This is a genomic window from Micromonospora sp. CV4 (genome assembly GCF_003667455.1).
In the GTDB taxonomy this organism is placed as follows: Bacteria; Actinomycetota; Actinomycetes; order Mycobacteriales; family Micromonosporaceae; genus Micromonospora.
In genome coordinates this window covers 1-14,530 of record NZ_RCVI01000239.1, presented here as the reverse complement: position 1 = coordinate 14,530, position 14,530 = coordinate 1, and the positions used below count along the sequence as shown (strand labels likewise).

At 72.8% G+C, this 14,530-nt stretch carries 16 protein-coding genes, 1 tRNA gene and 1 pseudogene; 10 read left to right on the top strand and 8 right to left on the bottom strand.

Features of this window, described 5'->3' with window-relative positions:
• Nucleotides 1-49 precede the first annotated feature (49 nt).
• Entirely contained in the window at nt 50-790 is a 741-nt protein-coding gene (locus tag EAD98_RS11735) for a hypothetical protein (protein WP_121654082.1), read from the top strand.
• A 23-nt stretch (nt 791-813) separates the two neighbouring features.
• On the opposite strand, the gene rsmI is transcribed toward EAD98_RS11735, so the two are convergent.
• The gene (gene rsmI / locus EAD98_RS11730) at nt 814-1,662 is read right to left on the bottom strand and encodes a 16S rRNA (cytidine(1402)-2'-O)-methyltransferase (protein ID WP_121654081.1); all 849 of its coding nucleotides are present in this window, start codon (nt 1,660-1,662) and stop codon (nt 814-816) included.
• 132 nt (nt 1,663-1,794) lie between these two features.
• On the opposite strand from rsmI, the gene EAD98_RS11725 reads away from it, so the two are divergent.
• The 3 genes from EAD98_RS11725 to EAD98_RS11715 all read left to right on the top strand — a co-directional run bounded on the left by EAD98_RS11725 (nt 1,795) and on the right by EAD98_RS11715 (nt 5,962).
• Entirely contained in the window at nt 1,795-3,456 is a 1,662-nt protein-coding gene (locus EAD98_RS11725) for a dolichyl-phosphate-mannose--protein mannosyltransferase (protein ID WP_233583802.1), read from the top strand.
• Nucleotides 3,457-3,896: 440 nt separating this feature from the next.
• The gene (locus EAD98_RS11720) at nt 3,897-5,180 is read left to right on the top strand and encodes a VWA domain-containing protein (RefSeq protein WP_121654079.1); all 1,284 of its coding nucleotides are present in this window, start codon (nt 3,897-3,899) and stop codon (nt 5,178-5,180) included.
• Nucleotides 5,180-5,962 carry a peptidase gene (locus tag EAD98_RS11715; RefSeq protein ID WP_121654078.1) on the top strand — a complete coding sequence of 261 codons (783 nt, stop codon included), beginning with the start codon at nt 5,180-5,182 and terminating at the stop codon, nt 5,960-5,962. Before EAD98_RS11720 ends, EAD98_RS11715 begins: the two co-directional genes overlap by 1 nt.
• Before the next feature lie 44 nt (nt 5,963-6,006).
• Here EAD98_RS11715 and EAD98_RS11710 read toward each other — a convergent pair whose 3' ends face one another.
• On the bottom strand, nt 6,007-6,276 hold the full coding sequence (locus EAD98_RS11710) for a hypothetical protein (RefSeq protein ID WP_121654077.1): 270 nt from the start codon (nt 6,274-6,276) through the stop codon (nt 6,007-6,009).
• Between the two features lie 211 nt (nt 6,277-6,487).
• On the opposite strand from EAD98_RS11710, the gene EAD98_RS11705 reads away from it, so the two are divergent.
• Together EAD98_RS11705 and EAD98_RS11700 are read left to right on the top strand one after the other, a co-directional pair.
• Nucleotides 6,488-7,144 (top strand): 4'-phosphopantetheinyl transferase, encoded by a 657-nt coding sequence (locus EAD98_RS11705; protein ID WP_121654076.1) that lies wholly within the window; start codon nt 6,488-6,490, stop codon nt 7,142-7,144.
• A 203-nt stretch (nt 7,145-7,347) separates the two neighbouring features.
• Entirely contained in the window at nt 7,348-8,280 is a 933-nt protein-coding gene (locus EAD98_RS11700; protein WP_121654075.1) for a DUF4352 domain-containing protein, read from the top strand.
• A gap of 40 nt (nt 8,281-8,320) precedes the next feature.
• Here EAD98_RS11700 and EAD98_RS11695 read toward each other — a convergent pair whose 3' ends face one another.
• Complete coding sequence (locus EAD98_RS11695; protein WP_199723375.1) at nt 8,321-9,100, bottom strand: ferritin-like domain-containing protein; 780 nt, start codon at nt 9,098-9,100, stop codon at nt 8,321-8,323.
• 185 nt (nt 9,101-9,285) lie between these two features.
• Here EAD98_RS11695 and EAD98_RS11690 point away from each other — a divergent pair, with 185 nt between their 5' ends.
• A complete protein-coding gene (locus tag EAD98_RS11690) occupies nt 9,286-9,477 on the top strand; it encodes a general stress protein CsbD (protein WP_121654074.1) in 192 nt (63 codons plus the stop codon).
• Nucleotides 9,478-9,572: 95 nt separating this feature from the next.
• Here the strand turns inward: EAD98_RS11690 and EAD98_RS11685 are convergent, their stop codons facing one another.
• Entirely contained in the window at nt 9,573-10,040 is a 468-nt protein-coding gene (locus tag EAD98_RS11685) for a hypothetical protein (RefSeq protein WP_147457371.1), read from the bottom strand.
• A 69-nt stretch (nt 10,041-10,109) separates the two neighbouring features.
• Nucleotides 10,110-11,195 (bottom strand): Gfo/Idh/MocA family protein, encoded by a 1,086-nt coding sequence (locus tag EAD98_RS11680; protein WP_121654072.1) that lies wholly within the window; start codon nt 11,193-11,195, stop codon nt 10,110-10,112.
• A 146-nt stretch (nt 11,196-11,341) separates the two neighbouring features.
• On the opposite strand from EAD98_RS11680, the gene EAD98_RS11675 reads away from it, so the two are divergent.
• On the top strand, nt 11,342-12,052 hold the full coding sequence (locus tag EAD98_RS11675) for a hypothetical protein (RefSeq protein WP_147457370.1): 711 nt from the start codon (nt 11,342-11,344) through the stop codon (nt 12,050-12,052).
• On the opposite strand, the gene EAD98_RS11670 is transcribed toward EAD98_RS11675, so the two are convergent.
• Nucleotides 12,053-12,517, bottom strand: a complete 465-nt coding sequence (locus EAD98_RS11670) for an Lrp/AsnC family transcriptional regulator (protein ID WP_121654070.1) — start codon at nt 12,515-12,517, stop codon at nt 12,053-12,055.
• A 93-nt stretch (nt 12,518-12,610) separates the two neighbouring features.
• Between EAD98_RS11670 and EAD98_RS11665 the strand changes: the two genes are divergently transcribed.
• Nucleotides 12,611-13,462, top strand: a complete 852-nt coding sequence (locus EAD98_RS11665; protein WP_121654069.1) for an LLM class flavin-dependent oxidoreductase — start codon at nt 12,611-12,613, stop codon at nt 13,460-13,462.
• A complete protein-coding gene (locus EAD98_RS11660; RefSeq protein WP_121654068.1) occupies nt 13,459-13,884 on the top strand; it encodes a nucleoside deaminase in 426 nt (141 codons plus the stop codon). Before EAD98_RS11665 ends, EAD98_RS11660 begins: the two co-directional genes overlap by 4 nt.
• Nucleotides 13,885-13,964: 80 nt before the next feature.
• Here EAD98_RS11660 and EAD98_RS11655 read toward each other — a convergent pair.
• Both EAD98_RS11655 and EAD98_RS11650 read right to left on the bottom strand, forming a co-directional pair.
• A tRNA-Ala gene (locus tag EAD98_RS11655) sits at nt 13,965-14,038 on the bottom strand.
• Nucleotides 14,039-14,335: 297 nt separating this feature from the next.
• Nucleotides 14,336-14,530 (bottom strand): annotated as a pseudogene (locus tag EAD98_RS11650) (hypothetical protein); the annotation flags it as partial.

The window sequence follows — 14,530 nt, the reverse complement described above, 5'->3', positions numbered from 1 at the left end:
GTCGGTCGACCGGGCACCGGCCGGCGGGGAGCCCGCGCCGGCCGTCGAGCTGGAGCCGACCACCGGGGCGCCGGTGGACGCGGTGCCGCGCAGGGTGCCGGTCCGGCAGCACAGCCGCTGGCACCGGGGCGCCCGCCGGGCCGACGGCGACACGCCGCCGGACGGTGACGACGGCGCCGTCTGGGCGCCGATCGAAGAGGTGCACTGGGACGGGACCCCGGTCCGGGAGGATCCCGCGCCGGAGCGGGACCGCGGCGTTGGCGCGGCCCGGCCCCGAAAGCCGGCCCGCACCACCCCGCCGCCCGACCCGCTGCCCGGGCTCGCGGTGCTGGTGCTGCTGAGCCTGGTCGCGGCCTTCTTCGCCTGGGTCAGCGCCGGCCCGTTCTGGCTCGCGGTCGGGCATGCCCGGGTCGGCACGGTGGTGATCGACAACTGCACCGGCGGCGGGCTCACCCAACGTTGTCGGGGCATCTTCACGGCGGACGACGGGCGGTTCCTGGCGCACGGGGTACGGGTCACCGGCGTACCCGCCGGCCGGAACGCCCCCGGGACGGCGTTACCGGCGCGGATGGCCGGACCCGACGGCGGCACCGCGTACGCCGACACCGGCGTGGCCCGGCACCTCCGCTGGCTGCCCGGCCTGCTGGTGGTGCTCGGCTGCGCCGCAGGTATCGCCCGGTGGACCGGGGCGACGCGGCTGCCCGGCCGGCGGAACCGCCGCTGGGCGGTGGCCGTCGCGGTCGCCGGCCCGGTGCTGATCACCTTCGGCTTCCTCGTCGCCGCCTGGTGAGCGGTCCGCGCCGGAAGCGCGGGTCAGCTGTGCACGATCGTGTAGACGTCGCGGCGGCGCAGGGCGTACTCGGTGGCGACGTCGGTGATGGCGTCGCGGCGGGACCGGCCGGCCGCCTCCCGCTCGGCGACCGCCGCGCGCAGGGTGTCGTCGTCGGGGCGTTCCGCGGCGGTCACCGGCGCCCCGGCCACCACCAGGGTGATCTCCCCGCGCGGATCGCCCTCGGCGGCCCACCGGGCCAGCTCGCCGAGCGGGCGGCGGAGCACCTCCTCGTAGGTTTTCGTGAGCTCCCGGCAGAGCGCCGCCGGCCGGTCCGCGCCGAACGTCTCGGCCAGGTCGGCGAGCGCCGCGCCGATCCGGTGCGGCGCCTCGAAGAGGACCAGGGTGCGTTCCTCGGCGGCGAGGGCGCGCAGCCGGGATCGGCGGGCGCCCGGGGTCCGAGGTAGGAAGCCCTCGAAGCAGAACCGGTCGCAGGGCAACCCGGAGATCGCCAACGCGGTGGTCACCGCGCTCGGCCCGGGCGCGACGCTGACCGGCGCGCCGACGTCCAGCGCGGCGCGGACGAGCCGGTAGCCGGGGTCGGAGACGCTCGGCATTCCGCCGTCGGTCACCAGCGCCACCACGTACCCGCCGAGGATCACCTCGACCAGTTCGGGGGTCCGTCGCTCCTCGTTGCCCTCGAAGTAGGAGACGATCCGGCCGCCGACCGTGATGTCGAGGTCGCGGGCCAGCCGGGTGAGCCGGCGCGTGTCCTCGGCGGCCACCACGTCGGCGCTGGTCAGCACCTCCCGGAACCGGGCCGAGGCGTCGGCGGGGTTGCCGAGCGGGGCGCCGAGCAGGATCAGGCGCCCAGCTTCGGACATTTCACCCACAGGATCGTCTCCTTCGTTGACAGCGGATACCGGTATCAGGGACGACGGACGCCACCGGACACGTTGGCAGCCTACGATCGCCGGGTGACGAGTGCGTCGACAGCGCAGAGCCCGAGCGCCGACCCGGCAAAGATGGTCGACGTGACGAGCGACCAGAGCCCCGACCAGGAGTCCGCGGCGCCCCGCGCCGGCGGTGGCGGGGTGTCCAGCGTGGTCCGCCGACGGTTCACCACCGTCGACACCCGCCTGGACCGCTTCTCCTGGCTGGCCACCGCCGTGGTGGTGGCCATCGCGGCGATCCTGCGCTTCGTGGGCCTGTCCAGCCCGAAGGGCAAGATCTTCGACGAGACCTACTACGCCAAGGACGCCTACGGGCTGATCAGCCGCGGCGTGGAGTGGAACTACAAGGACAACGCCCCGTCGTACGTGGTGCACCCGCCACTGGGCAAGTGGCTGATCGGCATCGGCGAGTGGGCCTTCGGCTATCAGGACGCGGACTCCAAGGTCAACGTCCCTGGGCATCTGATCACCACCGCCCCGGAGTTCGGCTGGCGGTTCTCGGCGGCCGTGGTCGGCACGCTGTCCGTGCTGCTGCTGGTCCGCATCGGCCGGCGGCTGTTCCGCTCGACGGTCCTGGGGTGCGCGGCCGGCCTGCTGCTCGCTCTGGACGGGTTCCACCTGGTGCTGTCCCGCGCGGCGCTGCTCGACATCTTCCTGCTCTTCTTCGTGCTGGCCGCGTTCGGCGCGCTGGTGCTCGACCGCGACGCGCGCCGCCGACGCTGGGCGCGGGCGCTGGACGACGGGCTCGACCCGTCCCTGCCCGGCCGCGCCGGCCGACCGCCGACCGGCTGGCGCACCTGGCCGTGGTGGCGGCTCGCCGCCGGGGTGCTGCTCGGCTGCGCCTGCGCGGTGAAGTGGAGCGCGCTCTACTTCGTGCCGGCCTTCGCGCTGCTGGTGCTCCTCTGGGAGGTCGGCGTCCGCCGCTCGGCGGGGGCCCGCCGGCCCTGGCGGGACACCCTGCTCGACGAGCTGCCCTGGCTGGTGCTGGCCGGTGTGCTGATGGTGGGCACCTACCTGGCCACCTGGTCGGGCTGGCTGCTCAGCGACGACGGCTACTACCGGCTCGCCTCGTCCTATCCGAGCGCCCCGCTCAGTGACGCCCCGGTGATCGGCCCGTTGATCAACCTCTTCGAGTACCACCGGGCGGCGTACGGCTTCCACACCGGCCTGGACGACGCCCACAAGTACCAGTCGTGGCCATGGCAGTGGCTCCTGCTCGGCCGTCCGGTGGCGTTCCACTGGTCCGGCGACGGCGCCTGCGGCGCGCCGACCTGCGCCTCCGAGATCCTGCTGCTCGGCACCCCGCTGCTCTGGTGGTCGTTCCTGCCCGCGCTGGTGGCGCTGGCCTGGCTGGGTGTGGCCCGTCGCGACTGGCGGGCCGGCGCGCTCCTGCTCAGCGTGGCGGCCGGGCTGCTGCCCTGGTTCGTGTTCGCCTTCGAGGGCCGGACGATGTTCTCGTTCTACGCCGCGCCCGCGCTGCCCTTCCTGGTGCTGGCCGTCGTCTACGTGCTGGGTGCGCTGATCGCCCCGGCCGGGGGTGACGTCGGCGAGGTGGCGCCGCTGGTGCCCGGCGACCCGGGCTACGAACGCCGGTTGGTGGGCAGTGTCGCGGTCGGTGCGTACGTGCTGCTGGTGGCGCTCTGCTTCGCGTACTTCTACCCGATCTTCGTGGGCACCGTGATGCCGTACTCGGACTGGCTGGCCCGGATGTGGTTGGACGGTCGCTGGATATAAGCATCGACAGGCGACGCGCCGCTCAGCGCGACGGAAACGGGCCCGCACGCTTGAAGCGTGCGGGCCCGTTCTACAAAGACGCGCGCCCCGATCGCCTGCCACGGGGGAAGCGGGCGATTGGGGCGCGCATGAAGAGCTTAACCACCGCGCACCACCGGCACAACGGGTCGACTTGGGTCAGATTTCCGACGGATGCGGGCAGGGCCGACGCCTGCCTTCCGACCGTTGACCGTGGGTGACCCGGCGTGGACTCAGCGCCCTGAACGGGCAGGTCCGAGGCCGCGAAACCCCGCTCGTCGCACCCACCACCGGCACCCGCCCCTCGGTCGCGCGGACCGGCGTCGACGGGTGCCGGGGGCCGCCGTCGGGCCGGGAGCCCGGCGATCACCCGACCGCCACCCAAGTGATCATCCAAAGTGGATCTCACTACACTGCGGGCCGTGATCAACTTCAGACGATCGGCGGCCGTCCTTCTCGGACTGCTGGCGACCACCGCGCTGACCGGGCCGGTCCCGGCGGCGGCCGACGAGGAGCCGGTGCCGGAGCCGCCGCGGGTCGAGCTGGTGCTCGACGTCAGCGGTTCGATGCGGGCCGCGGACATCGACGGACGTAGCCGGATCTCGGTCGCCCAGCAGGCGTTCAACGAGGTCGTGGACGCGCTGCCCGCGGAGACCCAGCTCGGCATCCGGGTGCTGGGCGCGACCTACCGGGGCAAGGACAAGAAGGTCGGCTGCCAGGACACCCAGCAGATCGTGCCCGTCGGGCCGGTGGACCGGGCCCAGGCCAAGGAGGCGGTGGCGACGCTGCGACCGACCGGATTCACGCCGGTCGGCCTCGCGCTGCGCTCCGCCGCGCAGGACCTGGGCACCGGGGCAACCACCCGACGGATCGTGCTGATCACCGACGGGGAGGACACCTGCGCCCCGCCGGACCCATGCGAGGTGGCCCGCGAGCTGGCCGCCCAGGGCACCAGCCTGGTGGTCGACACGCTCGGCCTGGCCCCCGACGAGAAGGTCCGCCGGCAGTTGCTCTGCATCGCCGGGGCGACCGGCGGCACCTACACCGCCGCGCAGAGCGCCGAGGAGCTGACCGACCGGATCAAGCAACTCGTCGAGCGCGCCGGGGACACGCACACCCTGACCCCGACCGTGGTCGGCGGCGCGAACGCCTGCGACTCGGCGCCGCTGCTGGCCCCCGGCGTGTACGCCGACCGGGAGACGTTCTCCGAGCACCGGTACTACCGGGTGCCGGTGCGCCCAGGGCAGGAGCTGCGCGCGTCGGTGAGCATGGCGCTGGACCGGCCGGTGAACCGGGACTACGGGGTGCTGCTGCGGGCCACCGCGGCGGACGGCCGGGAACTGGTCCGTGGCGCGGACGCCGGCAGCGGGCGGGCCGACGTGCTCTCCGCCGGGCTGCGCTGGTCGGCCAGCGCCGACGACGAGGACGCCGCCGAGGCCGAGGAGACCGCGACGGCGGTCATCGAGCCCACCACTGTCTGCCTGGTGGTGAGCAACTCCTTCGCTCCACGCCCGGGCACCGCGACGAAGCCGGGCATGCCGGTGGAGCTGACCATCGACGTGGTCGCCGCCGCGCCCGCGCCGGACGGACCCGACCTCGGCCGGGGCTGGGCGCTGCTCGCCCTGCTCACCGTGGCGGGCCTGCTCACCGGACTGCTCGTCGGCCTGCTCACCCGCTGGTGGGTCGCCACCTGGAGGACCAACTGATGCGTACCGCACTGTTCCGGTCGCTGGCGGCGGTCCTCGCCGCCGGCGGAGCCGCGCTGCTGCCCGCGACGGCCGTTGCGGCCCCCACCCCCTCGCCGGGTGCCACGCCGGTGAACCGGGCCGGCACGTCGTTCCTGGCCGCCACTCCGATCACCGCCGGGCAACCGGTGCGGGTGGACGCATCGGTCGGCGACCACCTCTACTGGTCCTTCCCGGCGACCGCCGGGCAGGTGCACGAGATCACCGCCACCGTCACCTTCCCGAAGGCACGCAGCGGCGCCTCCACCTGGACCGTCGACGTCTTCGACGGGCTGCGTCGGCGGCAGGCGTGCACCGCCGGGGCGCAGACCCCGACCGTCGACGCGCAGGCGTCGAGCGTGGCGCTGGGCTGCACGCTGCGCGAGGTGCGGCCCTGGGCGGAGCCGTGGTCCGGAGATCCACTGCCCGGCACGTACGTCATCCGGCTCTCCGTGGTGGACCTGCCCGAGCCGGACCTGGGCGCGCCGATCGACGTGGACCTGCTGGTCGGCGCCGTCGCCGACCGGGGCGCCTCGGCCGACGACGGCGAACTGGCCGCGCCGCTGGTGCCGAACACCAGGGCGGGCACGGTGCTCAACGCCGTACCGGCGGCCGACGCGGAGACCGACGACGAGGGTGACCCGCTGGCGGACTGGCTGCCGGATCTCGGCTCGCGCTGGGTCTGGACCGGCATCGGCGGCGTGCTCGCCGCGGTGGCCGGCGTCGTCGGCTTCGCCCTGACCCGGCGGCCCCGGCGCGGCTGAACGAGCCCGGTGACCCCGCCCGACGGGTGGGGTCACCGGCGGGCTCAGCCGCGTCGCGAGCCGCGCGGCAGCCAGCCGATGAACCGATCCTGGAGGGACATCACCGGGGCGGCGCGCAGGTCCTCCGTGGCGGCGGCCAGACAGGAGCCCAGGTAGACGCTGAGCATCGCCCGGTCACCCCCGTACTCCGCCAGCAGCCGGCTGCGCTTCGTCGCGCACGGCCACTCGTCGCCGCAGGAGCCGCAGCTCCAGCCGGGGGTTGTCGGCGCGTGATCGTCAACCCGCCCCCCCGGCCGTTCCGCACCATCGGTCATCGCACGTCCTCTCCAGATGTCCGTGGGGCTGGCGGTTGCCGTACCCCGGTCAGCGGTTGATGGTGGCCCCCCCGGTGCCATCACGGCGAGCGCTGGACGTCCCTCCGGTGTTACATCCTTCCGGTACCTTCTCCCCTCGTGACAGTCGGAAAGTTGACGGTCGACCCGAAATCGGCGCATCGCGTCCCTGTCTACCGACCGGTAGCCGGCGATGCGTGACCTGCTGCCTCCGACGGTGGCGGTGGCCGTGGCCGGTCCCGACGACTGGGCCGGGGAGCTGCTCGCCGCCGAGCAGGCATGCCTGGGCGAGCGGGCGGTGCAGACCCGCCGGCGGGACTTCACCGCCGGGCGGGTCTGCGCCCGGCGTGCGATGGCCGACCTCGGCCTGACGCCGACCGCCGTGCCGGCCGCCGCCGACCGCGCGCCCGTCTGGCCGGCCGGGGTGGTCGGCAGCATCACCCACACCACCGGCTACTGCGCCGCCGCGGCGGCGCGCAGCACCGACCTCCGGTCCGTCGGCATGGACGCCGAGCAGCACCGCGAGGTCAATGCGGGAGTACGCCGACTCGTGCTGCTGCCCGAGGAGGAGGAGACCTGCGCGCGGCTGCCCCGCGGGATCTCCTGGCCGGTCGTGCTGTTCAGCGCCAAGGAGACCGTCTACAAGGTCTGGCACCCGGTCGTCGGAAGCTGGCTGGACTTCCACGACGCCCGGCTGGAGCTGGACCCGGACGCCGGCACGTTCACCGCCCGGATCGCGCCGGCCCGGGTGAACGCGGCGGCCGTCGCCGATCCGCCGGCCACCGTCAGCGGTCGGTTCGTGGTCGCCGACGGGCTGGTCCGCACCGCCGCCGTGCTCCCGCTGCGCTGACGCCCAGGCACGCACCGTCCCTGGCGCCGGTGCCCACCGTGCCACCGACCACCGTCCATCGTGGTCCGTCCGGACGTTCGCACCCCTCCGCCGCACTGGCGTCGGGCGTGGGACGGGATCCGGCGCGGCGATCGGGCGGTCGTCGACGCACGGTAGCGTCGGCGGGTTCGTGAACCGCACGTACCGAGGTGTCAAGGAGTACGGTGACCCACCCCCAGCCCCCCGTCGGACCGCAGGACCCCCAACAGCCGAACCCGGAGCCGCCGGGTACGGCTGCGTCGGCGGCGCCGCAGCAGTCCGCCGCCGACCCGACGGTCCCGCAGGCACCCGTGCCGCCCAACCCGTGGTCGGCCGGGGGGAACGAACCGCAGCAGCCGTACGCCAGCACGCCGTACCCGACCGCGCCGGGCCAGGCCTGGCCCCAGCCACCGTTCTCGGGCGGCGCGTACCCGGCGGCTGGCGGCGGCGCGTACCCGCCGCCCGGCGGGCCGGGCTACCCGCTCACCATGCCGCCGCCCGTACCGGCGAAGAGTTCCAAGAAGACCGTGGTGGTCATCGCGGTCACCGCGGCCGTGCTCACGCTGCTGTGCTGCGCCGGCGGCATCGTGGCGGTGGTCATCGGCGCGAACCGGGTCTCCAACGACGTGACCGACGCCCTGCCCACCCCAGGCGTGACCCGGGGCGTCGGACAGCCGCCGAGCGAGGCCCCCTCGCCGGCTCCGCCCTCGACCGACGACGACACCCGGAACATGTCGCCCGGGGACACCCTGGTCATCGACGGCAGCGACGGCACCGTCGAGATCACGGTGACGAAGTTCAGCACCTCCACCAAGCCCTGCAAGTCGTACGGCCTGAAGCCCGACGAGGGCATGTACGTGATCGCCGACGTGACGTTCGCGGTCACCAAGGGCACCGGCTCGACGAACCCGCTCTACTTCCAGTGGGTCGCCGCCGACGGCACCGAGACCAACGCGATCGGTGGGGCCTTCTCGGGCTGCGGCAAGCCCATGCTCGCCGGCAACGACCTGACCGCCGGCACCAAGCGCACCGGCAGCGTCGTGTTCGACGTGCCCGACACCAAGGGCGTGCTGGAGTACCAGCACGAGTTCGAGACCGCCGGCTCCTGGAAGCCGTGACGCTCCGCGGGCGGAGTCGATCCACCCGGGTCGGCTCCGCCTACCGCGCGAGATGCCGCTGTCCGCGCCCACCCCGCCGCTCAACGCCGCGTCGTCCCGCCGGGGCGTGCCGGTCGGACCGACGCCGTCCGAGCAGCACGTCGCGCACGACCGGTCGAAAGAGTGTCGTGGTTTCGGCGATGAACCGGAGCCGGCCGACACCGAGCACGCGCAGAGCCGCACCGTGCCCGTACGCGACCACGCATGCCGCGCCGAGCAGCAGGACCCACCAACCCGCCGCCACCGCTGCCCGCGCCGGTCGTCCGAACCCGGCGAAGCCCTCGCCGAGCCGTTGGCTGTGGAACGGCACGTGTGACTGCTCGTCCGCCAGGATCCGGCCACCAACGTCCGTGAGCAGCGGATCCGTCGTCCCGTCGCGCACCGCCCGGTAGTAGCGCAACGCGACGACCTCCGCCACCATCAGCGTCAGCAGTTCGAGTCGCAGCCCCAGCGCGCGGCGCAACGCCACGAACACCCGATCGCTCCAGTGACCGTCGATGGTGGAGGCACCCGCACTGAGCAGCAGCTGTTTGAGCAGCCGGGCGTGGTTCTGTTCCTCGGCGACGAACAGCCGGATCGCCGCCAGATAGTGCGGGTCGCCGGCCAGGTCGCTCTTGCGGATGAGGTTCGCGCCGTCGCCGTCCTCGCCGGCCTGGAACCGCTGCAGGCTCCGGATCAGAGCCCGGTCCAACGGGCGAGCCGCACTCCACGCCGGGTCGCCGTCGAGCCGGCGGCGCTCGGCACGGTCCGTGAACCTGTGGACCCACTCTTCGAAACCCATGTCGTGCACCCGCCCTCGCTGCCGTTGGTCAGGACGCTAGGCGTACGGCTTGCGCCGCAACAACGAGTAGGGACGGACCTCCACGACATCTGCACGTCGCCATCACATCCCGGCCGGGGTTTCTCCCCACCGAGGGCGGGGACGCGGGTCGGAAGAGGCATCCCGCCGATCGTGAGGGAGGCGACATGAGCGTCGAGAGGGCGAACGACCAGGTCGAGCGCGTGGCCGGCCCTGCCGGGGCGCAGGTGGGCGACATGACCCAGAACGAACGGTCGCAGGCGGATCGGGTGGCGCAACGGGATGAGATCCGGGGCAACAAGCCCGGCGAGCACGTCCAGGAGGATGCCCGGGACGTTTCGGACGACTTCAGCACCTGACCCACCAGCACGTGGCGCCCCCGGGCCTCGTGCCCGGGTGCGGCCGCGCTGCCGGCGATCGGGCGCCCACTCCTGGCGGGTTCGTCCGACGACGGTCAGCCGAAGGTGTCGCCGCAGACGCGCCAGGCCGGTTCGGTCTCGATCCGCAGACTCACCGAGGTCGTCGCACCGGAGCGGCCGGTCAGCCGCACGGTCACGTACGCACTGTTGCCGGCTTCATCGCCGAATCCGGCCCTGCCGATCTCGTGGGAGACCGGGCGCCCCAGCCGCTCCACCGCCTCGGTGAACTCTCCGACGGTGATGCGGTCCTTCGTCTCCGAGCACATCGAGAGGTACGCGATGTCGTCCCGGTCCTGCTCCAGGTGCTGCACGAACCGGTCGGCCGCGGCTCGCGCCTCATCGATGTCCGGGCCGCCGTACAACCACAACAGAAAGCCGAGCACCGGGATCGACGCCACCGCCAGCAGCGCCACCACGCCGGCGGCGATGACGGCCCACAGCCCCCAGCCTCTCTGGCCTAGGACCCCGGACGTCGGGTGTGGTGGTGGTGGTGGTGGTGTCATGCCCGGCACGCTAGCCACGGCGAGTCAGGACCCGAGCACGACCGGGGAACAGATCGATCTCGACCACGGTCAGCGTGCCCACGCCTCCTTGGCGGTGACGACCGGACGACCGGCGCGTACCGATTCCTCGATGGCGAGGCCGATGAGATGGTCCTGGCACGCCTGGGCCAGGGGGTACGGCGCCGGGCCTTCCTCGCGCGCCCAAGCGCCGGCGCGAGCCAGGAGGTCGGCGACGGCGATGTCGTCGTCGGACATTCCGCTGCCGACGAACGGATTGCGGTAGACCACGCGTCCGTCGAAGCTGATGTGCTTCAGGTCGAGCCCTTCGAGGTTCAGGTCGACGCCGGTCTGCCTCCGCACCAGGGACGACTCCACCGGCGTGGTCGGGTCGACCAGGCGGACGGCCCGGTCGTCCACCAGCTCACCGAGCGACCCACGCACCACCAACCGGCGGGTACGCAGGGGGTTCCACCACTGGTTGTCGGTGAAGTCGTACAGCCCCATCCGCCCGCCGAAGTCGATGGTCGCCAGGGTCGTGGAGAGCTGCTGCGGGGTGGCGTCACCGCTCCAGCCGGCCGGTGACAACGGGTTGGCCAGCGGCGCGACGAAGGCCCGCGCGCTGACCTCGGCGGCGTCGTATTCCACGCCGAGCAGGCCCCGGATCAGCGAGACCGCGTGGTACAGGTGCGTCGAGGAGACCTGGACCGAGGTCGGCTCGCCGAGCACCCCGGCGCGGATCAGCTCCAGCCGGGCCGCGTGCCCGGGCATCAGCAGGTACTGCTCGGCGACCTGCACCAGGCCGCTGTCCCCGACGTCGGCCCAGAGCGACCGCAGGCCCGCCACGTCGGGTGCGGGCGGCGTCTCGGCGAGCACCGGCACGCCGGCCGCGACCAGTTCGCGGGTCGCGTCGGGCGTCACCGACCAGGGCACCGACACGATGACGAAGTCCGGCCGCTCGTGGGCGAGCAGGTCGGCCGTCGTGCGGAAGGTCCGCACGCCCCACTCTGCCGTCACCGCGTCACCCCGCGCTCCGGTACGCGTGACCACCCCGGTGGCCCGGAACCGCTCCGGCAGCAGTCGGGCCAGGCGGAGGAAGAACTCACCCCGCCAACCACTGCCGACGAGGCCGAACCGGGTCTGGACCGTGGCTGTCATGTGGACTCCTCACGTCGACACCGGATGCTAGTCGCCCTGCCGGCCGACTCTCTTCGCTACGGTTGCCCGGGATCCCCGACCGACGGAGGACGTCGCTGATGGCTACCGGGCCGCTTCGCGCAGACCCTGGGGTGACGGTCGTCGAGGTGGTCGAACCGCGGCCTCCGCTCGACTACTACCTGCTCCTGTCGCAGCGGGGTGACCGCGATCCGGCCCCTGCCGTGGAGGGGATCGTCGTCGAGGAGTTCACCCGCCACCGCGATCTCTCGACGGCGGGCCTGGACAGCGCGGGGTGGACGCCCACGGGTGCCGACTGGTGGAGTTCGGCCTCGTTCAGCCGCGGCATGCGTACCGATCAGGAACTCCTGGCTCGGGTGGTTCCCTCCTCTCGCGGCGAGGCGGAGAACGCCTACCGTCAGCTCGGTGGTGGGCAGTTGCCGGAGGAACCGGTCCTGCGCACGTACTTCCGCGACCACCAACCGTTCGCGACCGCTCCGCCGCTGCGGCTCGGTCCCGCGCAGCCGCCCACCGGATTCCACGAGCGGCGCGTCTACCGCGTCCTCTTCGCGAAGGATCTCCGGGACGATCAGGTGGCGAGCCTCCGGACGCTCTGGCAGCCGACGGACAACGGCACGCCCCGTTCCCCGGGCTCGGTCGCCGCCGGGCGGCGGGAGCAGGGCGGCGACCAGTTCACCTGGGAGGTACGCCGACTCGGCCGCGGGCTCGCCTGGTGCCTCGACCTGGTCGTCCTGTTGAGAACCGACACCTCCGCCGCGCTGGACGCGACGCTGTACGGCTTGACGGATGTTCTGCGACAGCACGGCTTGATACCCGTGACGACCGAGCGGTTCTCCTGATCACCGGTCACGGGCGGGCGGCGTCGGGCGTGGGCCACGGTAGGGCAGCGTCGCGCTGTAGACCACGTTGGTGGTGGTGCTGCCGAACGTGGCGAGTTCGTTGATGATCTCTTCGAGGTGGGCCATGGACGTCGCGGCGACCTTCAGCACGTAACAGTCGTCTCCCGTGGTGCGAAGGCACTCCAGGATCTCCGACCGTCGCTCCAGCAATCGGCGCAGCGGTTCGTGCCGGCTGCCGGGATACTTCAGCCGCACCACGGCGAGCACGGCGAAGCCCGCCCTGGGCAGGTCGACCTCGGCGCGGTAACCCGTGATCACACCGGTCGACTCCAGCCGTCTCACCCGTTCGCTGGTGGCCGACGCACTCAGTTTGACCCGGCGACTGAGCTCCGTGATCGGCAGGCGGCCGTCGCTCTGCAACTCGATCAGGATGGACCAATCGACGGCATCAAGATTGTCGGCCACTCGGCGAATCTACCGGCGGATTCACGGCAAGAACCACCACGGTCCGTGAACATGATGTTCACAAGCGGGATCGACGCTCACTAGCCTCGACCTGTGCAGATTGGCGTGAACGTACCCAACTTCGCCCCGGGCACCGATCCCGAGGTGCTGCGACAGTGGGCGCAGACGGTCGAGGGCCTCGGCTACGACCTGCTGATGGTTTCCGACCACATCGCGGTGACCCCGGACGTGGCCGAGCAGTACCCCGCCCCGTTCTACGAGCCGTTCACCACGCTGTCCTGGCTGGCCGGGATGACCCGCCGCGTCCGGCTGGGCACCACGGTGCTCATCGTCCCGTACCGGCACCCACTGCTCACCGCCCGGATGGCGGCGAACCTCAACCGGCTCAGCGGCGGCCGGCTCGTCCTCGGCGTCGGCGTCGGCTGGGCCCGGCAGGAGTTCGAGGCGCTCGGCGTGCCCTACCAGCGGCGCGGCGCGCTGACCGACGAATACCTGCAGGCCATGCGCGACGCCTGGCGCGACACCGACGACTACGACACGGAGGCGATCCCGATCTGGGTCGGCGGCAACAGCGACGCCGGCATGCGCCGGGCGGTACGACTCGGCGACGCGTGGCACCCGCTACGGGTCACGCCCGGATGGCTCTCGGAGGCTGCCGGGCGGCTCAAGGCCATCGCCGAGGAACTGGGCCGGCCGGTGCCCGCGTTGACGCCGCGCATCGCACTCCGCGAAACCCGTGAACCGGTCACCGACCCGGACCGGCCGGCCGGTGTCGGCACCATCGAGCAGATCACCGCCGACATCGATCAGATCCGTATGCTCGGCGCGGAGACGGTGGTGCTCGACCCGTTCAACGGCGACCTGACCGAGATCCGCCAGCCCGAACGCGCCTGGCAGACCCTCGCGGCCGTGGCCGCGTACCAGAAAACCCAGGAGGACCGATGACGCCCGACGACGAGAAGTTTCTCCGCCGCGCCGTGGACCTTGCCGACCGGGCCGGAGCATCCGGCGAACGCCCGTTCGGCTCGTTGCTCGTCGCGGCGGACGGCACCGTCCTGGCCGAGGACCACAACACCGTGGTCTCCGACTCGGACATCACCGCCCATCCTGAGCTGAAGCTGGCCCGCTGGGCCGCCCGGGAACTCGCCCCCGACGTGGCGGCCGGCACCACCATGTTCACCAGCTGCCAACCCTGCCCGATGTGCGCGACCGCGATCGACCGGTCCGGCCTCGGCCGGGTGGTGTACGCCCTGTCCAGCGAACAGTTCGAAGAGGTCAAGCCGGCCACCCCGCCGTTGCCTCCGGTTCGGTACGAGGGCCCGGCGCTGTTCGACGAGGCGCGCCGGCCGATCGACAACCACTACTAGTCGCCGGAGGCCGATTCCTCCCCTGCTGCGCGAGATCGAAAAGGCCGTCCCCCGTGCTGGGGAACGGCCTTTGATCTGGGTGGAGCTGAGGGGATTTGAACCCCTGACCCCCTCGATGCGAACGAGGTGCGCTACCAGTCTGCGCCACAGCCCCTCCGCCGGCGAACCGGCTTCGGTCCCACCCGGCTTACACCGGGCGGGCCGGCAGCAAGGCTAACAGGTCGCCGGCCCCCACCGCGAATCCGCCCCCGGCGCGGCGCTCACCCCCGCCGAAAGATCCACTCCACTTCCCGGAAACCGGGGTATCCCGGACCCGACGACACCCCGACCTCCAGGAACCCGAGTCGATCAAGCGCCAGCGCCGAGGCCATGTCGCCGATATGGGGGTATCACCGCGACGGGACACCCCCACGTCGGCGATCTCGAGTCGATCAAGCGCCAGCGCACGCGCTCAGGCGCCGCGGCCGGCCTCGTAGGGGCGTCCGCGCAGCCCACCCGACCGGCGGTAGGAGACCGACCCTCCGTTGACGGCGGCTGGCAGGTCCCCAGGGCGGTCCAGGCCCATCGCGGCGCGGCGTACCCCCTCGCGCTGGGCCGCCCGCCGGGAAGCGCAGCGCCGGCTGGCGGCGGCGCGGCGAGCCTGTTC